This is a genomic window from Streptomyces sp. NPDC091376 (genome assembly GCF_044757085.1).
GTDB classification, from domain to species: domain Bacteria; phylum Actinomycetota; class Actinomycetes; order Streptomycetales; family Streptomycetaceae; genus Streptomyces; species Streptomyces pratisoli.
The window spans coordinates 109,168-130,828 of sequence record NZ_JBIVUF010000018.1 but is presented as its reverse complement, the minus strand read 5'-3'; the positions used below and the strand labels follow the sequence as shown (position 1 = coordinate 130,828).

Here is a 21,661-nt window from a genome sequence, read left to right as displayed (position 1 = left end):
ACGCCCCTGACCACCGTCCTCACCCGGCGTCCCCGGCACACCCTGCGTACCCTGCGGCCCCTGACCACCGTCCTCACCCGGCGTCCCCGGCACACCCTGCGTACCCTGCGGCCCCTGACCACCGTCCTCACCCGGCGTCCCCGGCACACCCGCATCGCCCTGTGAACCCTGCGCGCCTTGGGAGCCGTCCGTCCCGTCCTCGCCCGGAACACCCTGCGCGCCCTGGAGCCCTTCCGAACCGTCCTGGCCCGGGACACCCTGCGGGCCCGCCGGGCCAGTGGCGCCCGGACGGCCCTGGGGGCCCTGGGGCCCCCGACGGCCTTGCGGGCCCCGGTCCCGGTCGCGGTCGCGGTCCCGGTCAAGGCCCGCCACCGGGACCATCCGCGTGGCGCGGAACTCCTCGCTGGTAGCGCCGTTCGGCCCCGGCACCCTCTGGCCGACCCCCGTCCCCGACCCATGAACAGCAGTGGCGACTGCTTCCACGGTCGGCAACGCATTGAGCAGCACAGCCAGCGTCCCCACCGACACCATCGCCGCAGTCTTCAAACGCGCATCCCGATTCCCTTTACGACCCACCGCACAACCCTTCTGACGGAACGAACGGCGACCCTCTGGAGGTGAGGAACTAATCCACAGGTCCAGACGCGCCAAGGTGTCTGAGACCGTTCTAAGCCCAGAGAGGGAGAAAACCTGGAATAAAGCATCAAATACGACACATGGTCACCCGAACAGTAGCCACCGCCGCATTCCGCTCGCCGACACGCCCGGCAGCCACAGTCATTCCCGACGGCCGTATCCGCCTTCCCCTTTCAGCCATTCGCGGGGTGAAGCACCGAGGGAATCGGGTCCGCGTGCGCCGATCGCATCGCCGCACCCCTGCCTGACCACCGTCGGCGGTCAGTCCGGAAACGTGCTCCAAGAATCGGTCGCCGCCGCCGTGCTGGGTCTCGCGCTCATTCCGGCCCAGGCTCCGGCGGCCGAGGCAGGCGCCGAGGTGTCCGCACCGGCGTACTCGTCCACGGCCGCGGTCGGCGTCCACAACGCGTACGAGAAGGCGAAGTTCCCGTACTTCGCGGACGCCCTCGACTCAGGCGCGGGAATGCTCGAACTCGACGTATGGACCAATGTGTTCGGCAGATCCTTCCGGGTCGCTCACGAGAATCCCATAGGTAACAACAACAACTGTGCGAACGCGGCGACCGCGGCCGAGCTGCGCGCCAAGTCGCGTAACCAGGATCTCGGCGGCTGCCTCGCCGACATCCGGGCCTGGCACAACGCGAACCCCGGCCATCGGCCCGTCATGCTCAAGGTCGAGATGAAGGACGGTTTTCAGGACAAGAACGGCCGAGGTCCCGCAGCACTGGACGCCCTGCTGACGGCCAAGCTCGGTGATGCCCTGTACCGCCCTGCCGACCTGGCCGCCGGTCAGCCGGATCTCGACACCGCCGCCCGGACACGGGGCTGGCCCGCTCGCTCCGACCTCGCCGGAAGGTTCATCGTCGAACTCATTCCGGGCACGGTGGAACAAGGAAATCCGCTGGACACCCTGTGGACCGACCGCGAGTACGCCACGCACCTGCGCAACCTCGCCGCGGCCGGGCGGTTGGCGGATTGCCGCCGCTTTCCCCGCCGTGCTCGGTGCGCAGGCAGGCGACCCACGCGGCCGCTATACGGATGCCTCCCTTCGCCCCTCGTTCGCCCTCTTCGACGATGATGCCGCCGCCTACGCCGGCGGCTCGATCGACACCGGCTGGTACGACCGCAACCACTACCTCGTCGTCATGACGAGCGCCCATGACGTGCCGCCGGCGATCGACGGCACCAACCCCACGGAGGCACAGGCACGCGACCGGGTCGCTCTGCTGGCCGGCCGGAACGCCAGTGTGGCTTCCGCGGACTGGTACCCACTGCCCGCCGTCCTGGCCACCGTGGTGCCGCGCGGCACGGCGAGCTCGGGGGCTGACGCATGGCGCAGCTGACGCGCCGGGCCGGTAGCCGCACTCCCCGCAACGGATCCTCTCCGCTTCGCCCAGGGCAGGGCGGGTGGCAGCTGTGAGGGTGCGTCAGCAGGTGCGCGACGGCGAAGCCCTGCGCAGTCGCCACCGCGCCAGCAGTCCTCTCGTCACCCGACCGGACGGTGCCCGGTGCCGGGCCCCGCCGTCCCTGCGAGGTGGCGCGGGAAGACTCCACTCGCCGCTGGGGCGGGACCGGGATTCGGTCCACCCGGCGGGTCGGGCTCCGGTGCCGGTGGCGGGCGCGTCGCCCGGCGAACCAGAACGCGGCAGCCGTACCCGGTCGCCGTCCGGGCGAGGAGCCTGGCCCGAAGCACGGGCCTCGTCCAGGGAGAGGGCGAGGCTCATCCGATGCCACAGGATCTCGTCCGGGTCGTCCGCCAGCAGGAGCCGGTCCATGATCTCGCGGACCGCCAGGGACTCCGTGCGCCCATGGGGTGGTTCGGGACGCAGCCGCTCCAGATGCGCCCGCTCGTAGGGGTCGTCCACGACCTCCGCCAACTGGACCGGGTCGAGGAGCGACGCGATCGCCGCCGTTCTCCCCCAGAGGCCCTCGGCCTGGCGGAGCAGGATGCCGAGGCGCCGGCCACGCCAGTTGCGCGCACGCCAGTCCTCGCCGTCGTCGAGTCTGGCGCGCAGCCCCGCGGGAAGCCTTCCGTCGAGCAGATCCGGGTTCCTGGCGGCGAAGTCCTGGATCTCGGAGGCCAAATAGAGCCACACCACGGCGCGGTAGCGGTTCAGATAGAACCTGATCGGCGTGAGGTGGCCCGTACGGGCCAGCCTCGTGAAGCGGGCGGACGTGGTGGCGATGAGCTGGGCGGCCTCGGCCGTGCCTACGGTGTGGACACGCTCTCGAAGCACGTCCGGGAACCCGTCGGCTCCGCGCAGCCGCTCGATCTCCTGCTGTGACACCCGGGTCCGCCCCGGGTTCTTCCCTTGCGTCGTCCGGATGTGGCCGAGCTGCACCGCGAGGTCGAACTCGCCCCGCTTGAGCTCCAGGGCCACCGCTGCCCGCCCGAAGGGCAGAGTGGCCCCGGCTCCAGCCCCGACTCCGGGCCCGGTCACGAACCCGGGCACGGGCGCAGGAACAGGCCCGATCCCGGCCCACGTGCCGGCCCCGGCCCGGCCCCCCGAGGCCGTCCCGGTGTCGGTGGCCTCCTCGATCACGTTCCCGGTTTCGGGCATGCCGGTGGTCGTCTCGTCGGTCATGTCGGTCTCCCCCGTATGTGGCGAACACTCTCTGTGACGACCGTAGACCTCCGGAAGGAATCCCGCCCGGCCTGTGGATAACCTGGAGAGCGCCCTCAGAAGTCGGAGACCGTGACGCGCCCCGGCTGTCGCGCGGCGACGGCGAGATGCTCGCCCACACGGTTCACCATCAGCGTCATCTCGTAGGCGACCTGGCCGACATCGGCCTCCGCCGCGCTGAGTACGCACAGACAGCTGCCTTCGCCGGCCGCGGTCACGAAGAGCATCGCGTCGTCGAATTCGACCATCGTCTGCCGGGCCTTGCCGGCCTGGAAGTGACGGCCCGAGCCCCTGGCGAGGCTGTGCAGTCCGGAGGAGACGGCCGCGAGATGCTCCGCGTCCTCCCGTACGAGGCCTGTACTCGCCCCGGTGACCAGGCCGTCGTTGGACAGCACGAGCGCGTGTCGTATGTACGAGACCCGCTTGGTCAGGTCGTCCAGGAGCCAGTCGAGCCCCTTTTCCGGTGCCATGTCCGTTCCTCCCCGTTCGTATGTTCCCCGTTGCCCCGTGTTGCGCGTAAGCCTTCCGCACTGTCCCCATCCGGGCAAGGAGTCAATGGAGGCGCATTGCTGCGCATCGGAGAGTTGACTTCCCCGCGCCAGGGTGACGCCCAAGGATGGCTCACATGGCAAAGCACATGTCTCAGGATGAATGGCGGGCGTTCGTCTCCGAGGGGACTCGCACCGGGAAACTGTCGACGGTACGGGCGGACGGAAGTCCGCACGTCACACCCATCTGGTTCCTGCTCGACGGCGACGAGGTCGTCTTCAACACCGCGAAGCAGGGCGTGAAGGGGCGCAACCTCGCGCGGGACGGGCGCGTGGCCCTGTGCGTGGACGACGACCGGCCGCCGTTCTCGTTCGTCGTGCTCCAGGGGCGCGCGGAACTCAGCGAGGAGCCCGGGGAGCTGCGCCGCTGGGCGACCCGCATCGCCGCGCGGTACGTGGGTGAGGAGCGCGCGGAGGCGTTCGGTGAGCGCAACGGTGTGCCGGGCGAGCTGCTGGTGCGGGTGCGCATCGACAAGGTCCTGGCCGAGGCCGACGTGGCCGGCTGAGGCGCACGGGAACGCGCGGGCGCGGGAACGCAAGCGGGCGCAGGAGGGCGCAGGAGGGCGCAGGAGGGCGCACGGGGAGCGTGGGCGGCACAGGAACGGGACGGGATCCCGTACGCGAGCCGTCGTCCGACCCTCCTGGGCACCCCTTGTGAACCCGGCGCGTCACCCCACCGAGTTGAGCAGCCGGGCGGTGTGCATCCGCCCGGCGTACTCGACGAGCCGGATCAGCACCTCTTTGCCCGAGTCGCGGTCACGCGCGTCGCACAGCACGACCGGCGTTCCCCGGTCGAGGTCGAGAGCGCGGGAGACCTCGTGCGCACCGTACGTACGGGCGCTCGGGAAGCAGTTGACGGCGACGACGAAGGGGATGCTGCGGTGCTCGAAGTAGTCGACGGCGGGGAAGCTGTCCTCCAGGCGCCGGGTGTCCGCGAGGACGACTGCTCCGAGCGCGCCCTGGGAGAGTTCGTCCCACAGGAACCAGAAGCGGTCCTGCCCGGGCGTGCCGAAGAGGTACAGGGACAGCCCTGAGCGGATGGTGATCCTGCCGAAGTCCATGGCGACGGTGGTCGTGGTCTTCTGGTCGACTCCCCCGGTGTCGTCGACGGTCTGCCCGGCCTCGCTGAGCTGCTCCTCGGTACGCAGCGGCCGGATTTCGCTGACCGCTCCGACGAGGGTCGTCTTGCCGACGCCGAAGCCGCCGGCCACTAGTATTTTCAGCGCGAGAGCGGCAGCGTCTCCGCCGATACCGCCAGAGAGCTCGGGGGCCATCGATCACTTCTCTCATTGGGTGAGCGCCGACAGGTGAAACCCCGGGTCGAAGCCGTCGGAGCCGCCTCGGGGACGGCCGGCCCAGCGCGGGGCCGGCACCAGTACATCCGTTCTGCGTGGCGTGAGCAGTATGGCAATCGGCGCTGAGGACGGGGGGGCGAGATCGCTTTTTGCGCGATGTGACTGTTCGGGATCCAAAAGGTGTCCGGATGAATTCGCATTTCGTGTGGCCACGACTGTTCGGCGGGGGGACGCTGGGTTCACGGAGGCGTTTACGACGACGTCGGCCGGGCACCCGGGAGGTCCTGTCCCCAGGTGCCCCCGTCCGCATGTGTCCCATGGGAGGCGATACGTCGTGCAGGCCGAGGACATACCCCGCATCGTCATCGTGGGAGCCGGATTCGCCGGCCACCGGGCCGCCCGGACCCTCTCCCGGCGGCTGGCGCGAGAACGGGTCGAGATCGTTCTCCTCAATCCCACCGACTACTTCCTGTATCTGCCCCTGCTGCCCCAGGTGGCGGCGGGAATCCTGGAGCCACGCCGGGTCTCCGTGTCACTGGCGCACACGCTCCCCCGGGTCCGGCTCGTGCTCGGTGAGGCCACTCAGGTCGATCTCGAAGATCGCCGGGTGCACTACACGGGACCGGAGGGCGGGCTCGGCGAGCTGCGGTACGACCGCCTCGTGCTCGCGGTGGGCAGCGTGAACAAGTTGCTGCCCGTGCCCGGTGTGAGTGAGTACGCCCACGGCTTCCGCGGACTGCCCGAGGCGTTGTACCTGCGCGATCACCTCACCCGGCAGACCGAGCTGGCGGCGGCCTCGGCCGACGCCGGCGAATGCGCGGCCCGGTGCACCTTCGTGGTCGTGGGTGCGGGATACACGGGAACGGAGATCGCCGCCCAGGGCAAGCTGTTCACGGACGCGCTCCACGCCCAGATGGTCCGCAGCGGGCCGGGGAACGGCTCCGGCTGGCGTTTGCGCGACACGCGTCCTCGCTGGCTGCTCCTCGACATCGCGCCGCGGGTGCTGCCCGAGCTGGACCGGCGGCTGTCCGAGACAGCCGACCGGGTGCTGCGCGGCCGAGGGGTGGAGGTGTACACCGGCACGTCCGTCAGGGAAGCCACGGCGGACGGGGTATGGCTGAACGACGGTGAGTTCGTCCCCACCAGGACACTCGTCTGGTGTGTCGGCGTACGGCCCGATCCGCTCGTCGCCGGCGTCGGTCTGCCCGTCGAGCACGGCAGGCTCCGTGTCACGACACGCCTCGATGTGCAGGGCCACCCGGAGGTGTTCGCCTGCGGGGACGCCGCCGCCGTGCCCGACTTGACCCGGCCGCTGTCCGCGAGTGCCGAGGGCGCGCGCCCGGACGGCCACCACGACGGCCATGGCGGCGACGGAGACGCCTTCGACGGCAGCGGCTTCGAGCTGACGCCCATGACCGCACAGCACGCCACCAGGCAGGGCGAAGTCGCCGCCCGCAACGTGGCCGCGTCCCTGGGCCACGGCACCGCTCGCCAGTACCGGCACCACGACCTGGGTTTCGCCGTGGACCTGGGCGGTGTGCAGGCGGCGGCGAACCCGCTGGGCGTGCCGCTTTCCGGACCGCTGGCGGGCGCGGTGACCCGCGGGTACCACCTCGCCGCGATGCCGGGCAACAGGGTGCGTGTGGCGGCCGACTGGCTGCTGGACGCGGCGTTGCCGCGCCAGGCGGTGCAGCTCGGTCTCGTCCGTTCCTGGTCGGTCCCGCTGGACACCGCCTCGCCCGAGCTCGCCACCTTCCCGGGCGCGCCGAACGAGCGGTGAAGGTCGAGCGCGAGCGCAGCCACATGCGAAGGGAATGACATGCGCAATGAAGAACTGGCCGAACTGGGTCAGCAGTTGAGGGTGGACTCGGTACGCGTGGCCGATGCGGCGGGCTCGGGGCATCCGACGTCGTCGATGTCGGCGGCCGACCTCGCGGCCGTACTCCTCGCCCGGCATCTGCGCTACGACTTCCAGGACCCCGACAACCCGGCGAACGACCGGCTCATCTTCTCCAAGGGGCACGCGTCGCCGCTGCTGTACGCCCTCTACAAGGCGGTGGGCGCGGTCGACGACGAGGAGTTGCTGACGTTCCGCAGGCTGGGCAGTCGTCTCGAGGGGCATCCCACACCGCGGCTGCCCTGGGTGGAGGTCGCCACCGGTTCGCTGGGCCAGGGGCTGCCGGTCGGCGTCGGGATGGCCCTCGCCGGCAAGTACCTCGACCAGGTCCCCTACCGGGTGTGGGTGCTGTCAGGCGACAGTGAGATGGCGGAGGGCTCCGTCTGGGAGGCGATCGAGCACGCCTCGTACGAGAAGTTGGGCAATCTGACGCTGATCATCGACGTCAACCGGCTCGGACAGCGGGGACCGACCCGCCACGAGCACGACCTGGACGCCTACGCACGCCGGCTGCGGGCGTTCGGCTGGCACACGGTCGAGGTCGACGGCCATGACGTCGAAGCCGTCGACAAGGCCTTCACGGAGGCCGTCCAGGTCGAGGGGCGGCCGACCGCCGTCATCGCGGCCACGCGCAAAGGTCGCGGCGTCGCCGCCGTGGAGGACCAGGAGGGCAAGCACGGCAAGCCGCTGCCGGACGCCGAGGCGGCCATCGAGGAACTCGGCGGCCCTCGCTTCATACAGGTCGACGTCCAGGCTCCGCCGCCCGCCCGCGCCACCTCGGGCCGGGACGAGGATCGGGCCGAGGCCCGGGCACAGGACCGGGCCGAGCTTCCCCGCTTCGAACCCGGCTCCGCGGAGGCCACGCGTACGGCGTACGGACGCGCCCTGGCGGCGCTGGGGTCGGCACGCGGCGACGTGGTCGCGCTCGACGGTGAGGTCAGCGACTCGACGCGGGCGGCCTACTTCAAGAAGGAGCATCCGGACCGGTTCTTCGAGTGCTACATCGCCGAGCAGCAGCTGGTCGCGGCGGCGGTCGGTCTGCAGGCCCGCGGTTGGGTGCCCTTCGCGTCGAGTTTCGCCGCGTTCCTGACCCGGGCTCATGACTTCGTCCGGATGGCGTCGGTGAGCCGTGCCGGGATCAATGTCGTGGGATCGCACGCGGGTGTGGCGATCGGCGAGGACGGCCCTTCCCAGATGGGTCTTGAGGACCTGGCCATGTTCCGCGCCGTCCACGGGTCGACGGTCCTCTATCCGTGCGATGCCAATCAGACGGCACGACTGGTGTCCGCGATGGCGGACCTGAAGGGCGTGCGCTATCTGCGCACGACCCGCGCCGAAACACCCGTCATCTACGGTCCCGACGAGGATTTCCCGGTCGGCGGCAGCAAGGTGCTGCTCCGCAGCGACGACGACCGGGCCACGATCGTCGCAGCCGGCACGACGGTCCATGAGGCGCTGCGCGCCGCGGACGTTCTCGCCTCGGACGGCATCCTGGTCCGGGTCGTCGACCTGTACTCGGTCAAGCCGGTGGACGTGGACACGCTCGACGACGCGGCCCGGGCGACGGGATGCCTGATCACGGTGGAGGACCACCATCCGGAGGGCGGAATCGGCGACGCCGTCGCGGAAGCGTTCTCGGACGGCCGTCCGGTACCGAGGCTCGCCCGGCTCGCCGTGCGCAACATTCCTGCGTCGGCGGCGCCGGAAGAACAGTTGCACGCCTCCGGCATCGACGCCGAGTCGATCGCCGCGGCAGTGAAACTCCTCGTGGAGCAGATCGTCGTACCGTGACGCCCTGGTCGTGCCGTGACGCCCTGGTCGTGCCGTGACGTCCTCCTGGGCGTTGCGAATCCGGCACGCCCGTCCACAACGCCCGACACAGACGGCCGTATCCACAGGGGCACGTCTACCGGACGCCGGTACGGGTACGCGCGAGCCATGAGCACCACAGCCGCGCGGGCCGGTCGCCGCACCGTGGACGTCCACCGGCCGGACAAGGTCCTCTTCCCCGCCGAGAGTCGAACTGGAGCTACCGTCCGTGCTGCTGACGACCGGTTCGCGGGGCCTGCACGTCATCGTCCCGCTCAGTCGGCACAGTTCGTACGACGAGGTCCGGGACTTCGCGCAGGACACGGCCGAACTGCTGGGCGGCGGGACACATCCCGAGCTGCCCACCACCGAGGTGCGAAAGGCGGCGCGCGGCGACCGTCTGTACCTGGATGGGCAGCGCAACGAATACGCGCAGTCGGCGGTGGCCCACTACTCGGTGCGAGCGCGCGACGGCGCGCCCGTCGCGACGCCGATCGGCTGGGACCAGTTGGACGACCCGAAGGTGACGGCACGCCGCTGGAGCATCGACGACGTGGCTGAGCAGGCCGCCGCGGATCCCTGGGCGAGGTGCCGCGGCCAGGCGGCGGCTCGACGCGTTGCGCCGGGACGGTGGCGTCGACCGTCGAGCGCCCGGACATCGGCGGTGACGAACCGATCCATCGGCAGGACGGGCGTGACCTTGAGCCTGGCGCCGTCGTCCAGCGCATACGGTGAGTCGTCGTGAATCGTGAGCACCGCAGGCGCCAGACGCGGTCCGACCGGAGGACGCGGCTGACAGTCCTTGTCGCGCTCGGCGCGAATCTCGTCATCGCCGTCGCCAAGACCGTGGGCGGCCTTGTCGCGTCGTCCCCCGCGCTGCTGTCGGAGGCGGCCCACTCCGTCGCCGACAGCCTCAACGAGATCTTCCTGCTCGCCGCGCTGCGCCGCAGCCGCCGGCCTGCCGACCGCCGTCATCCCTTCGGCTACGGCAAGGAACGCTGGTTCTGGTCGCTGCTGGCCGCCGTCGGCATCTTCGTGATGGGCGGTTGCTTCTCGTTCTTCCAGGCCTTCGAGGCGATGAGCCAGGGCGATCGGCCTGTCTCGACGTCTCACTACATGGCCGGGCTCGGCGTCCTCGGGGTCGCCCTGCTCGCCGAGGGTACGTCGCTGATCCGGGCGCTGCACCAGTTCCGCAAGCAGGGCGGCAAGGCCCACGACCCCGCACATCGCACGGTGATCGCGGAGGACAGCACAGCCGTGGTGGGGGTGCTGCTCGCGATGGCGGGCATGGGGCTGCACCTGGCCACCGGCAAGGCGGTGTGGGAGGCTGCCGCGTCGCTGGCGATCGGTCTGCTGCTGGTGTACGTCGCGTACCGGCTGGGGCGTGAGTCGCGCGACCTGCTCATCGGGGTCGCCGTCGATCCCGAGGTGCGCGGGGGCATCCGCGCGATGCTGGACGACCAGGCGGAGATCGACAATGTGGCGGCGCTGCTGACGATGCGTCTGGGGATGGATTCCACCCTTGTCGCGGCCAGGGTCGATCTCGTGCCGGGGCTGGACAGCGAGGAGATCGAACTGGTCTCGGAGCGCATCAAGCGGGCGGTCGAGGACCGCTGGCCCGAGGCCGACCAGGTCTTCCTCGACATCACGGAGGCGCCGCCGCGCCCTGGCCGCTGAGGCTCGGCCCGGCAGCCGTGCGGGATCCGGATCCGGAGCGATGCCGCACCCGTTGTCACACCCGTTCGCTACGTTGCGGGTATGGCGAATTTCGTGTTGGTGGCAGGCACATGGCTCGGAGCATGGGCGTGGGACGAGGTGGTGCCGGAGCTGCGTGCGGCAGGACACGGCGGCCATCCGCTGACGTTGTCCGGCCTTGCGGACAGGCAAGGTGTGCCCGCTGGGCAGAAGACCCACGTCCAGGACATCGTCGACGAGGTCGAACGTCGCGATCTGCGTGACGTCGTCCTGGTGGGCCACAGCTATGCGGGCATCCCCGTCGGCCAGGCAGCGGAGCGGATCGGGGAGCGGCTGGCCCGGGTGGTCTTCGTCGACTCCAACGTTCCGGCCGACGGTGAGTCGTTCGTGTCCGCCTGGCCGGACGGCCGGGCCATGGTGGAGGCGTCGATCGACGAGAACGGCGGTTTCTGGGCGCCCTTGGCGGCTGCCGAGTTCGAAGGCCAGGGCCTCACCGACGAGCAGATCGCGCGGATCGTCGGCTCCACGCCACATCCGGGCGCCACACTGACGGAGCCGGCCGTGCTGGCGCGGCCGCTCGGCGAGCTTCCGGCCACGTACGTCAAGTGCCTGCTCGACGGCGACGAGCCGAGCCCGGACGTGGTCGCGCTGCTGCGCGGCGAGCGCTGGCAGCTGGTCGAGATGGACACCGGCCACTGGCCGATGTTCTCCCAGCCACGGCAACTGGCCCAGATCCTTCTCGAAGCCACCGGGCGGTGAGCGTGCTTCCCGCCCGGAAGGCGTTCAGGTCCCGGCCGCCGCCCGTGCCGACGCCGTGGCGAACTCGGCCGTGAAAGCCGCGCAGAAGGCCTTGAGGTCGTCCGGCTTGCGGCTGGTGATCAGCGTGTTCGGACCGTCGTGGCACACCACCACCTGCTCGTCGACCCAGGTGCCGCCGGCGTTGCGGATGTCGGTGCGCACGCTGGGCCAGGACGTCAGCGTCCTGCCGCGCAGTACGCCGGCCTCGACGAGCGTCCAGGGGGCATGGCAGATGGCCGCCACCGGCTTGCCCGCGTCGAAGAACGCCCGGACGAACGCGACAGCCCCGGAGTCCATGCGCAGCGCGTCCGGATTGGCGACGCCTCCGGGAAGCACCAGGCCGCCGTAGGTCTCGGCGGAGGCGTCGGAGACGACCTGGTCGACGGCGAAGGTGTCCGCCTTGTCGAGATGGTCGAACGCCTGGATCCGGCCGGGCTTCGTGGACACCAGACGCGGAGTGTCACCGGCATCGGCGACGGCCTGCCAGGGGTCGGTCAGCTCGATCTGTTCGACGCCTTCGGGCGCCATGAGGAAGGCGATGTTCACAGGACTCCTCTCCTCTCGCCGGGTTCGCGGCGCCGGCCCGGCCACTGCCGGAGCACGGCCTCACCGACAGTGCGGCTACCCGGGTGCCGCGCCCTCATGCCCGTGACCAGTGCGCCGGCCGCACCAGTGTGCGCGGCAGCCTGGTCGTCGCGTCACCCTTGGCCTGCTGGAGCTGCGGCTGTGTGACGAAGATGCCGCCGGTCAGATCGGCCCCGCCGAGGTCGGCGTCCCTCAGGTCCGCGCCGAGGAGGTCCGCCAGACGCAGGTCGGCGCGGGTGAGGTCGGCGGCTATGAGGCAGGCGCCGCGCAGATCCGCACCGCGCAGATCGGCGCCGCAGAGTCCGGCGCCGGCCAGGTCGGCCCCGCGGCGGTTCTTCCTGCGGCCCGGCTTGGCCTCCGCACGTACGAGTTCGCTAGTACGGGCCAGCAGCTCGCCCGTGCGGCCTCGGAGTGCGGGTACGTCGACGTCCAGGAGGGCGGCGGCGTCGCGTCGCGTCAGCGCCTCGGTCTCGTCGAGCAGCCTGCGCAACTCCGTGGTCAGCGGGCGGGCCGCGGGCAGCGACAGCGCCTCCGTCAGATACCGGAGCAGCTCGTGCAGTTGCCGCATCACCGGGAACACGTCGAACATCTGCCGGGCGCTGCCGGGCGCCTCCCGCCAGCTGCGTCCGCCGAAGGTGATCTGGGACACCTTCTGGCCGGCGCCGAAGCAGTCGTAGACGGTGCAGCCGGCGAATCCGCGCTCCGCGAGCCGGTCGTGTATGCCGCAGCGGAAGTCGGTACGGAGATTCCCGCAGGGCTGTCCGGCGGGCTTGCCGACGGCGAAGTCCGCCGATGCGGAGAACGGGAGCGCGACGCAGCACAGTCCGAAGCAGTTGCCGCAGTCGGCTCGCAGGGCCGACCCTTCCTGGACCTGTGCTGCCTCGACCGGTGCCGCCTCGTCGCGTGTGCCGCTCACTTCACGGATCCTCTTCCCTGGTGACGCCGCTCCTCGGCCCAGTGTTTCCCATCCCGGAAGCCCGCTCCCGTGGCACCCACCGCCCCAGCCGCGGCGTTTGCCGTGGTAGGGGCCGGGCAGGCGCATCACGAGCTTCGGAGCGGAGGCGCTCGCACCCATAGCAGGGGGCATTCGAATCCGGGGCCTCGACCACCGTCAGCACCGCACAGGGAGCTGAGAGTGAGCATGCGAACGTATAACCGCGGGAAGCATCCGCATGACGATGCCCCGGACACCGCCGAGGACTTTCTGCGGCTGGCCCGGCTGGACGAGGGCTCAGAGCGGACCGCGCTGCGACAGGAACTCGTGCGTGCCTGGCTGCCCATGGCCGACCGGCTCGCGGGCCGGTTCCGCAACCGGGGCGAAGCGCTCGAGGACCTGCGACAGGTCGCCGCGCTGGGCCTGGTCAAGGCCGTGGAGCGGTACGACCCGGACCGTGGCGGAGCGTTCGAGGCCTTCGCCGTACCGACGATCAACGGTGAGATCAAGCGGCACTTCCGTGACCACACCTGGACCGTGCATGTGCCACGCCGGGTGCAGAACCTCAGGGCCCGTGTGCGTACCGCCCGTCAGGAGCTGGCCCAGACCGTCGGCGGCCGCGAGCCGACCGCCGCCGAGATCGCCCGGCACGCGGGCATCACGGAGGACGAGGCCCGGGCGGGCCTGGAGGCGCTCGACAGCTACAACGCCCTCTCCCTCGACGCCGAGGTGCAGGGCGGCGACGACGGATACTCGCTCGCCGACGGGCTGGGCGGGCCCGACCCGGCGCTCGACGTCGTCATCGACCGGGAGGCGGTCCGGCCGCGGCTGAGCCGGCTGCCGGACCGTGAACGCAGGATTCTCTACATGCGGTTCTTCCGGGACATGACCCAGAGGGGTATCGCCGAGGAGGTCGGGGTCTCGCAGATGCACGTCTCGCGGCTGATCAACCGCTGTTGCAGCCGGCTGAGGGACGAGGTCATGCGGGATGCCGTGCAGCCGGGCCGTCGTGACGGGTACTCACCACCCCGGCGGCCCTCGGCCCGGCCGTCACGGCGGCGTGCACCGCGCCCTTCCGTGAAGCCGTGACGGCCGGGTCTCAGCCCCATACACCGAGGACCGCCGGGTCTCAGCCCCGCGCGCCGAGCCTGTCGACGGCGCCGATCACCCGGTCCCAGAACCTCTCCTGGTCCAGGCCGACCGCCACCTTCGCGTTGACGGGCCGGTCCAGGTACTGGTGCAGATCCACCACGGTCGCCCCGCGCGTGTACTCCCCGCGCAGTTCCACCGCGACGCTCGCGTCCACGCAGCGGACGATCTCCGGATCGATGACGCGCGCCACCGCGACCGGGTCGTGCAGCGGCGGCGCCGCGAATCCCCACAGTCGCCGGTAGGTGGCGGCGAAGAAGGTCATCAACTCGGCGCAGATCCGGGCGAGGTCGGTACCGAGGCCGTCGAGGCGGGCCAGGACCTCGGGTGTGACGAGCGCCTGGTGGGACACGTTGAGCCCGCACATCGTCACGGGAAGACCGCTGCGGAAGACGATGTCGGCCGCCTCGGGATCGACGAACATGTTGAACTCGGCGGCCGGTGTGCGGTTTCCGCGCTCCGTCGAGCCACCCATGAGCACGATCTCTCGGATGTGCGCCGCCGCGTCGGGATGGCGGGTGAGGAGCAGGGCGACATTGGTCAGCGGGGCGGTCGGCACGAGCGTCACCGGCTCCGGGTGTCCGGTCAGGGTCCGGTACATGAGGTCCACGGCGTGCTCGGGTACGGCGTGCACGGTCGGTTCGCCGAAGCTCGGCCCGTCCATGCCCGACTCGCCGTGGACGTCGTCCGCCACGTACAACGGCTGGACGAGCGGCCGCGCGCAGCCCGCCGCGATGGGGACATCGGTGATCCCTGCGGCGGTGCAGATCCGCCGGGCGTTCAGGGTGGTCTTCTCGACCACCTCGTTCCCGGCGACCGTGGTGATCGCGAGGAGATCGATCGCCGGATCACCGGCCGCGAGCATGATGGCGATCGCGTCGTCGTGCCCGGGATCGCAGTCGAGGATGATCGGGACGGGCACGGTGCTCCTCGGCGCCGGTGACGGTACGGGGCAGGCGGCCACGGTACGGGAGCGCGCGGGCAGGAGAAAGAGCGCCACGCACAGCCACCACGTGGCACCGGCGGCCCGTTCCCGGGGATCGCAGTTCCCGGGGGTCACAGTGCCCTGAGACCGTCGATCACCTCCCGCAGAATCCTTTCGTCCGGCAGTTGTGCGGGCGGGACGGGCCGGCTGACGGTGACATGTCCGGCCTCCAGGAGATCTCCGAGGAGGACGCGGACGACGCCCACGGGAAGATCGGCGTCCGCGGCGAGCTCCGCGACGGACTGTGTCTCGGCGCGGCAGAGTTCGAGCAGTGCCCGGTGCTCGGGGCCGAGGAGGGATTCCGCGGCCCGGTCCGCCGCGTCGGCGGCGGCGTCGACGAGCGCGATGAGGTCGAAGCGGACGTCGCTCGGCCCCGGTTTCGTACGGCCTCCGGTCATCGCGTACGGGCGGACGAGAGGGCCCGCCTCGGCGTCGTACCAACGGCCTTCCTCGTACTCCTGGCCGCCGTCGCCGGCATCCTTCATATCGGTCGAACCTTCCTCCGGTCAGCCGGCGGCGGGTGGGGTGGTGGACAGCCTCGGTGGGGTGTGGAGATGCTCGCCGACGCGTTTGACGAGGCGGGCCATCTCGTAGGCGATGAGGCCCACGTCGGCGGTCGCGGCACTGAGCACGGCGAGGCAAGATCCTTCGCCGGCGGCGGCGACGAAGAGGAATCCCTCGTCCATCTCGACCATCGTCTGCCGCACGCCGCCGGTGCGGAAGTGGCGTCCCGCGCCCTTGGCGAGGCTGTGGAACCCGGAGGAGACGGCGGCGAGGTGTTCGGCGTCCTCCCGGGTGAGCCCGCCGGAGGCGCCGACGGCCAGGCCGTCGTTGGAGAGCACGACCGCGTGACGGACCTCGCCCACCCGTAGCACCAGGTCGTCGAGCAGCCAGTCGAGTTCTCCGGAGCGGTGGTGCGAGGAGATCCTCTCGTGGTCGATCATGCGTTGTCTCCTTCGCTGCTGTGGGCGCTGTGGGTTCGGCTGCCGGGTGCGGCGCCGCCACCGCGGGTCCAGCCGGCGCGGTAGGCGGTCATGCGGTCCCTGACCTGTTCCGGGGTGCGTTCCGGTGTGTCGTACGCGGCGGGTTCGGCTGCGTCCGACGCCGGTTCGGGCTTGGGGGCTTCCCGCAGTTGGGGGACGAGGTTGGCCTGCCGGACACGCCGGGGAAGACCGTTCCCGTCGCCCGGGGAGGAGGGCTGGACAGGTGGGGCGGGGACGGGCGGCTGCTCGGCCCTGCGGGATTCGCCTCTCGGGGCGGACTGCGGGCGATCGCGCAGGCGCAGGGCGATGACGCCGGGGGGCGGTGCGGCGCCGTCGGGCTGGGCCTCGACGAGATGCCGGCCTGTCTGGCCCGGCAGGCGCTCCTCGCCGTGGTGGGCGGAGCGGAGGGTGGCGTCCGCGGCGAGGTGCGGCGTGGGGTGTGCCGGGGTCGGGATCGCGTCGGTGGCGGACCGCGCGGCGGCCGATGGTGCGGACCCGGCCGGGAGGGCGCTCTGGAGCAGGGGGGTCGGGATCAGGACGACTGCGGTGGTGCCTCCGTACGGTGAGGTCCGCAGCCGGACCTTGATGGCGTGGCGGGCGGAGAGCCGGCTGACGACGAAGAGCCCGAGCCGGTCGCTGTCGAAGAGGTCGAGCGCCTCGGACTGTTCGATCCGGCGGTTGGCGTCGGCGAGGGCGTCCTTGCCCATGCCGAGGCCGCGGTCCTCGATCTCCAGCGCGTAGCCGTTGCCGACGGGTTCACCGCTGACCCGGACCTTGGTGTGGGGCGGTGAGAACTGGGCGGCGTTCTCGACGAGTTCGGCGAGCAGGTGGGTGAGGTCGGCCACGGCGGCGCCGACGACGGAGGTCTCGGGAAGCTGTCGTACCTCGACGCGCGCGTAGTCCTCGACCTCGGACACGGCGGCGCGGACGACGTTGGTGAGCGGTACGGGCATCCGCCAGGCGCGGCCGGGAGCGGCGCCGGACAGGATGATCAGGCTCTCCGCGTGGCGGCGCATCCGGGTGGTCAGATGGTCGAGGCGGAAGAGGTCGCCGAGTTCGTTGGGGTCCTCGGCGCGGCGTTCCATGCTGTCGAGGAGGTTGAGCTGGCGGTGGACGAGGACCTGGCTGCGGCGGGCGAGGTTGACGAAGACTCCGGAGATGCCGCGGCTGAGTTCGGCGCGTTCGACGGCGGCGCTGAGCGCGGCGCGGTGGACGGTGGACAGTGCCTCGCCGACCTGGGCGATCTCGTCCGGTGGCGGTGGTCCGGGCGGAGCCTCGGCCTGTACGTCGATCTCTTCTCCGGAGCGGAGCCGGCGCATGGCGTGGGGCAGTTTGTGCCGGGCGATCTCCAGTGCGGTGTTGCGGAGGCTGACGAGTTCGACGACGAGGGCGCGTCCGATGCGTACGGAGATGACGAGGGAGGCGGCGACGGCGGCGAGGCCGAGGAGCACGGCGGCGCCGGCGGCGGTGAACAGTCCCTGGCCGAAGGGGTCGGCACGGTCCGCTGCGCTGCGCCGGGCGTTCGTCTCGATGTCCCGCATCGCGGTGCGGACGGTGCTGTGGGCGGTGTCCCAGGTGGTGGCCGGCACGGCTTCGGCGGCCCTGCGGCCGGCCGCTGCGGCGAGGGTCTTGTCCTCGGCGGACAGCAGGGCCTGGTAGGCGCTCTGTGCGGTGAGTTCGCGCCATCCGGCGCGCTGGGCCGGGCGCAGGTCGGCGACGGCGGATTCGGTGAGGGCGCGGCGGGTCTCGACGGCGCCGGTGAACTGTCGCAGCCGTTCGGCGCCGAAGGTTCCGGCGGTCCTGGCGGTGGTGAGCAGTGCGTCCTCGCGGGCGAGCATTTCGGCGGCGCGGCCGAACTCGAGCAGGACGCGGGCGTCGGAGCCGGGTCCGGAGTCCTGGGTTCCGGTGAGTGCGCCGTTGACGCCGAAGGCCGCGTTGATGGTGGCGGTGTACTTCTCGTACGTACGGTCCCAGTCGGCCTTGCGGTCGAGGACGGCGGTGCGCTGGGCGCGCAGTCCGCCGGCGTCGGTGAGGAACCGGTCGAGGCGGTCGGCGACGCCGGTGGGGAGGTCGCCCGCGTCGGCGACGGTGTGGGAGGAGCCGAGGGACAGCTGTGCGAGGGCTTCGTCGGTGAGCTTGGCCTGTTGTTCGAGATCGGCGGCGCGCTGGGCGTCGGGGGCGGCGATCTGGCGGAGTGCGGCGCGGCGTTCGGCCTGCAGGGCGGTGACGGCCGCGGCGACGGGTTCGCCGACGCGCTCCCCGAGGTCCTGGAGCTGACGCAGCCGGGCGACGTCCTGTGCGGTGGTGACGGTGGCGAAGCCCCACAGCGCGAGCAGGGAGACGACGGGCACCATCAGCAGCGAGATGATCTTGGCGCGTACGGTCCTGGGGCGCAGCCGCCACCCTTCGCCGGGCGCATCCTGGACGCGTGCCACGGCCGGGGCGTGGTCCGTTCCGGGCCCTGGCCGTTCTTGCGCGGGCGGTCCTGCGTGGGCGCGGCGCCCGCGCACCGCCGGCGCCTTGGAGGCGGCGGGCGGATGCGCGTGCGTTGGCGGCGACTCGGCGCCGGGGGTGCTGCGAGGTGTGCGCATGGCCTCCTCGTTCCGGGTGCGGGGCGGTGGACGCGACGGGGCGGCCTTACGGGGTGGTCGGGGTCGGCGATGGTGCGGTGGCCGGTTCGGGGGCCGGTTCGGTGATGCGCTCCGCGGAGGCGTAGTCGGCCCGTTCGCGTGCCGTCGGGGTGAGGGCCACGAATGCGGAGGTGAGGAAGAGGTACGACCCGAGGCCGACGGCGAGGGGGAAGATGAACTGCATCGCCGTGGCTCCGGGCAGTGACCCGCCCGACGGCTCGACGTCGACCCCGACGGCGAACATGCCCGTGTAGTGCATGCTGCTGACCGCTGCGCCCATGACGAGGGAGGCGACGGCGACCGCGACGGCGGACTTGATGTTGAGGGCGGCCCACAGGGCGGCGGTGGCGGCGACGACGGCGATGACCACGGAGAGTGCGACGAGCAGTGGGTCGTAGGTCACTTCGCCGTGCAGCCGCAGGGCGGCCATGCCGAGGTAGTGCATGCTGGCGACGCCGAGGCCGGTGGTGAGCCCGCCGAGCAGCAGGGCCCGGACGCGGTCCCGGCTGTAGCCGACGGCGAAGACTCCGGCGCCGACGACGGCCATGGCGACGACCAGGCTGAGGATGGTCAGCGGCACGTTGTAGCGGATGTCGGTGCCGGTGACGCCGAAGCCGAGCATGGCGACGAAGTGCATCGTCCAGATGCCGGTACCGATGGCGGAGGCCGCGGTGATGAGCCAGTTGCGGCGGGAACGGCCCGTCGATTCGAGCGCGCGTACGGTGCAGCGCAGCCCGAGGGCGGCGCCGATGCAGGCCATCGCGTACGACAGCACGGGGGTCAGCCAGCCGAAGGTGGCGTGGTCCAGGTGTCCCATGGCTCAGGGACGGTAGTCCCGGTGGGGGCGCATGACTGGGGCGCATTTCGAAACCTGATGAAATATGACAGCCGATGTTTCAGAACGATCGTGCCGGGCTCGAACGAGTGCACCGTACGTCTGTTCTGAGGGGGTGTCGAGGAAACGGGGGCGCTGCGGAATCATGGGCCCATGACCCTCGACCACACACATGTCCAGGAGTTCTTCGGCGCCCGGGCGGCCGGCTGGGACGCGCGGTTCTCCGGCGACGGTCCCGCCTATGCCTCCGGCGTCGCGGCGTTGGCCCTCCGGCTGGGCGACGCGGTCCTGGACGCGGGCTGCGGGACCGGTCGCGCACTGCCCCCGCTGCGGCAGGCGGTGGGCAGGGAAGGCACGGTCATAGGTGCCGATCTGACCCCGGCGATGCTGGAGGCGGCGGTACGCGCCGGGCGGGACGGCATCGGAGCGCTGCTGCTGACCGACGTGGCGCGGCTGCCGCTGCGTTCCGCGTCGCTGGACGCGGTGTTCGCCGCCGGTCTCATCGCGCATCTGCCCCGGCCGGCCGACAATCTGCGCGAGCTGGCGCGCGTGGTGCGCCCCGGTGGCCGGCTCGCGCTCTTCCACCCCGTCGGGCGGGCCGCGCTGGCCGCCCGCCAGGGCCGGCAGCTCACCGGGGACGATCTGCGCGCCGAGCCCAACCTCCGTCCGCTGCTGGGCGGTTCCGGCTGGAGACTGGTCTCGTACGCCGACGAGGAGGCACGCTTCCTGGCCGTGGCGGTACGTCAGAACGGTCAGGGCTGAGCGTCATCAGACGGCGGACGCCTCGGTGACCTCCTCCTCCCGGGCGCCGTCGTCGGTCCCCGCGACCGCGCGCACGAACGCCTCGGGCGCGTCGAACATGACGTTGTGCCCCGCGCCGGGGACGGTGACGACCCGGACCCCGGCGTCGACCAGTTCGCTCTCGCCGGCCAGTTCACCGCTGAGACCGCCCTGCAGACAGACGCGCGGGACGGGACAGTCCAGGAGCATCCGCCGCATGGTCGGCCGCGTGCCGTGCAGGAGCCAGGCCGCGCTCCGGTACAGCGCCGTCGGGTCGGCGAGCCTCATCGTCGCGGCCCAGGCCGGTCCCACCCGCTCCAGTACGCGGTCGAATCCGCCGCCCTGCACGAACTCCTCCTCCGAGTAGGCGGCGATGCCACTGCCGCCCGCGGTCCGCCTCGGGCCCGGGTCGAGGTTGGCCTCCGTGAGCACCAGCCGGGACACGAGTGCGGGCCGCCGGTGGGCGAGGACGATGGCGACCGCGCCGCCCATGCTGTGCGCGACGATCTCGGCGCCGCGGACGCCGGCCTCGTCGAGCGCGGCGGCCAGTGCGTCCGCGTGGTCCTCCAGCGTGTAGCCGAAGTCCGCGGGCCGGTCGCTGATGCCGTGACCCGGGAGGTCGACGAAGAGCGACCTGCGGCCGGCCAGGAGAGGGTGGGCGGCGATGTGCGCGTGGTAGACGGTGGCGGCGGCGCCGAGACCGTGCACGTACACCCGGGCCGGCTCCTCCCCCGCCGACTCCGTCCACCGGATGAGGCTTCCCCGCCCGTCGAACGTTGCTGCTCGCATGTCTGCCGCTCCCCTGATCGCCCTGTCCTGCCCGGCATCTCCCGCCGCACGAGACGCGAATATACATCGGTGTCGTAGTACTACGTCAACGATGTACCCCGAGCATGCGGCAGAATGCGGGCATGCTGGAGCTCGCCATCCTCGGATTCCTGTACGACGCCCCGCTGCACGGCTACGAGCTGCGCAAGCGCATCACCGCGCTCACCGGGCATGTGCGCCCCGTGGCCGAGAGCACGCTGTACCCCGCCATCAAGCGCCTGGAGAAGGCCGGGCTGCTGGTCCGCGAGAGCCGACCGGGACGGGCCGCCGCGCCCCGTCACGTCCTCAGCCTCACCGACGCGGGACGCCAGGAACTGCTGCAGCGGCTCGCCGAACCCGTGCAGCAGGACATCACCGACGAGAACCGGTGGTTCACGGTGCTGGCGTTCCTCCGGCACCTCCCGGACGCACCGGCGCGGGCGGCCGTGCTCCGGCGGCGCCTGGAGTTCCTCGAGCAGCCGGCCAGCTTCTTCTACGAAGGCGACAGGCCGCTGCGGGCCGAGGAGCTCGACGACCCGTACCGCCGGGGGATCCTCACCATCGCCCGGGCCACCAGCAAGGCAGAACTGACATGGCTCAGGAGCCGTTTGCAGGAGGACTTGTCACCCCGGCGGGGTACACCGGAAGAGTGACGGTGTACGAGGAAAGGG

At 71.4% G+C, this 21,661-nt stretch carries 20 protein-coding genes and 1 pseudogene; 10 read left to right on the top strand and 11 right to left on the bottom strand.

Annotated elements, in window-relative coordinates:
* The first annotated feature begins 937 nt into the window (after window positions 1-937).
* Window positions 938-1,979: pseudogene (locus ACIQMR_RS31350) on the top strand (phosphatidylinositol-specific phospholipase C domain-containing protein).
* 84 nt (window positions 1,980-2,063) lie between these two features.
* Here ACIQMR_RS31350 and ACIQMR_RS31345 read toward each other — a convergent pair.
* The gene (locus tag ACIQMR_RS31345; protein WP_401394385.1) at window positions 2,064-3,221 is read right to left on the bottom strand and encodes a DUF6397 family protein; all 1,158 of its coding nucleotides are present in this window, start codon (window positions 3,219-3,221) and stop codon (window positions 2,064-2,066) included.
* A 95-nt stretch (window positions 3,222-3,316) separates the two neighbouring features.
* Window positions 3,317-3,730, bottom strand: coding sequence for a roadblock/LC7 domain-containing protein (locus ACIQMR_RS31340; protein WP_358669169.1), 414 nt, complete (start codon window positions 3,728-3,730; stop codon window positions 3,317-3,319).
* A gap of 155 nt (window positions 3,731-3,885) precedes the next feature.
* Here ACIQMR_RS31340 and ACIQMR_RS31335 point away from each other — a divergent pair, with 155 nt between their 5' ends.
* The gene (locus ACIQMR_RS31335) at window positions 3,886-4,314 is read left to right on the top strand and encodes a PPOX class F420-dependent oxidoreductase (RefSeq protein WP_401394382.1); all 429 of its coding nucleotides are present in this window, start codon (window positions 3,886-3,888) and stop codon (window positions 4,312-4,314) included.
* A gap of 162 nt (window positions 4,315-4,476) precedes the next feature.
* On the opposite strand, the gene ACIQMR_RS31330 is transcribed toward ACIQMR_RS31335, so the two are convergent.
* The gene (locus tag ACIQMR_RS31330; protein WP_401394379.1) at window positions 4,477-5,082 is read right to left on the bottom strand and encodes a GTP-binding protein; all 606 of its coding nucleotides are present in this window, start codon (window positions 5,080-5,082) and stop codon (window positions 4,477-4,479) included.
* Between the two features lie 355 nt (window positions 5,083-5,437).
* On the opposite strand from ACIQMR_RS31330, the gene ACIQMR_RS31325 reads away from it, so the two are divergent.
* From ACIQMR_RS31325 to ACIQMR_RS31305, 5 genes are all read left to right on the top strand, one after another.
* Complete coding sequence (locus ACIQMR_RS31325; protein WP_401394376.1) at window positions 5,438-6,883, top strand: NAD(P)/FAD-dependent oxidoreductase; 1,446 nt, start codon at window positions 5,438-5,440, stop codon at window positions 6,881-6,883.
* A gap of 39 nt (window positions 6,884-6,922) precedes the next feature.
* A complete protein-coding gene (locus ACIQMR_RS31320) occupies window positions 6,923-8,791 on the top strand; it encodes a transketolase (protein ID WP_401394373.1) in 1,869 nt (622 codons plus the stop codon).
* Window positions 8,792-9,038: 247 nt separating this feature from the next.
* A complete protein-coding gene (locus ACIQMR_RS31315) occupies window positions 9,039-9,554 on the top strand; it encodes a hypothetical protein (RefSeq protein WP_401394370.1) in 516 nt (171 codons plus the stop codon).
* The gene (locus tag ACIQMR_RS31310) at window positions 9,551-10,486 is read left to right on the top strand and encodes a cation diffusion facilitator family transporter (RefSeq protein WP_401394367.1); all 936 of its coding nucleotides are present in this window, start codon (window positions 9,551-9,553) and stop codon (window positions 10,484-10,486) included. Before ACIQMR_RS31315 ends, ACIQMR_RS31310 begins: the two co-directional genes overlap by 4 nt.
* Window positions 10,487-10,567: 81 nt before the next feature.
* Window positions 10,568-11,263: an alpha/beta fold hydrolase gene (locus tag ACIQMR_RS31305; protein ID WP_401394364.1), complete on the top strand. Its 696-nt coding sequence runs from the start codon at window positions 10,568-10,570 to the stop codon at window positions 11,261-11,263.
* Between the two features lie 24 nt (window positions 11,264-11,287).
* On the opposite strand, the gene ACIQMR_RS31300 is transcribed toward ACIQMR_RS31305, so the two are convergent.
* Both ACIQMR_RS31300 and ACIQMR_RS31295 read right to left on the bottom strand, forming a co-directional pair.
* On the bottom strand, window positions 11,288-11,848 hold the full coding sequence (locus ACIQMR_RS31300; RefSeq protein WP_401394361.1) for a type 1 glutamine amidotransferase domain-containing protein: 561 nt from the start codon (window positions 11,846-11,848) through the stop codon (window positions 11,288-11,290).
* A gap of 94 nt (window positions 11,849-11,942) precedes the next feature.
* On the bottom strand, window positions 11,943-12,740 hold the full coding sequence (locus ACIQMR_RS31295; RefSeq protein WP_401394413.1) for a pentapeptide repeat-containing protein: 798 nt from the start codon (window positions 12,738-12,740) through the stop codon (window positions 11,943-11,945).
* A 288-nt stretch (window positions 12,741-13,028) separates the two neighbouring features.
* On the opposite strand from ACIQMR_RS31295, the gene ACIQMR_RS31290 reads away from it, so the two are divergent.
* The gene (locus ACIQMR_RS31290; protein WP_401394358.1) at window positions 13,029-13,910 is read left to right on the top strand and encodes an RNA polymerase sigma factor SigF; all 882 of its coding nucleotides are present in this window, start codon (window positions 13,029-13,031) and stop codon (window positions 13,908-13,910) included.
* 40 nt (window positions 13,911-13,950) lie between these two features.
* Here the strand turns inward: ACIQMR_RS31290 and ACIQMR_RS31285 are convergent, their stop codons facing one another.
* From ACIQMR_RS31285 to ACIQMR_RS31265, 5 genes are all read right to left on the bottom strand, one after another.
* Window positions 13,951-14,892 carry a nucleoside hydrolase gene (locus ACIQMR_RS31285; RefSeq protein ID WP_401394356.1) on the bottom strand — a complete coding sequence of 314 codons (942 nt, stop codon included), beginning with the start codon at window positions 14,890-14,892 and terminating at the stop codon, window positions 13,951-13,953.
* 134 nt (window positions 14,893-15,026) lie between these two features.
* Window positions 15,027-15,440, bottom strand: coding sequence for a DUF742 domain-containing protein (locus tag ACIQMR_RS31280; protein WP_401394353.1), 414 nt, complete (start codon window positions 15,438-15,440; stop codon window positions 15,027-15,029).
* A gap of 21 nt (window positions 15,441-15,461) precedes the next feature.
* The gene (locus ACIQMR_RS31275) at window positions 15,462-15,899 is read right to left on the bottom strand and encodes a roadblock/LC7 domain-containing protein (protein ID WP_401394350.1); all 438 of its coding nucleotides are present in this window, start codon (window positions 15,897-15,899) and stop codon (window positions 15,462-15,464) included.
* Window positions 15,896-18,529, bottom strand: coding sequence for a nitrate- and nitrite sensing domain-containing protein (locus ACIQMR_RS31270; protein WP_401394347.1), 2,634 nt, complete (start codon window positions 18,527-18,529; stop codon window positions 15,896-15,898). Before ACIQMR_RS31270 ends, ACIQMR_RS31275 begins: the two co-directional genes overlap by 4 nt.
* 46 nt (window positions 18,530-18,575) lie before the next feature.
* Window positions 18,576-19,385 (bottom strand): MHYT domain-containing protein, encoded by an 810-nt coding sequence (locus ACIQMR_RS31265; protein WP_401394344.1) that lies wholly within the window; start codon window positions 19,383-19,385, stop codon window positions 18,576-18,578.
* A gap of 171 nt (window positions 19,386-19,556) precedes the next feature.
* Between ACIQMR_RS31265 and ACIQMR_RS31260 the strand changes: the two genes are divergently transcribed.
* On the top strand, window positions 19,557-20,165 hold the full coding sequence (locus ACIQMR_RS31260; protein WP_401394341.1) for a class I SAM-dependent methyltransferase: 609 nt from the start codon (window positions 19,557-19,559) through the stop codon (window positions 20,163-20,165).
* 6 nt (window positions 20,166-20,171) lie between these two features.
* Here ACIQMR_RS31260 and ACIQMR_RS31255 read toward each other — a convergent pair whose 3' ends face one another.
* A complete protein-coding gene (locus tag ACIQMR_RS31255) occupies window positions 20,172-20,972 on the bottom strand; it encodes an alpha/beta fold hydrolase (protein ID WP_401394338.1) in 801 nt (266 codons plus the stop codon).
* Between the two features lie 122 nt (window positions 20,973-21,094).
* Between ACIQMR_RS31255 and ACIQMR_RS31250 the strand changes: the two genes are divergently transcribed.
* On the top strand, window positions 21,095-21,643 hold the full coding sequence (locus ACIQMR_RS31250) for a PadR family transcriptional regulator (RefSeq protein WP_401394335.1): 549 nt from the start codon (window positions 21,095-21,097) through the stop codon (window positions 21,641-21,643).
* Window positions 21,644-21,661: the final 18 nt, after the last annotated feature.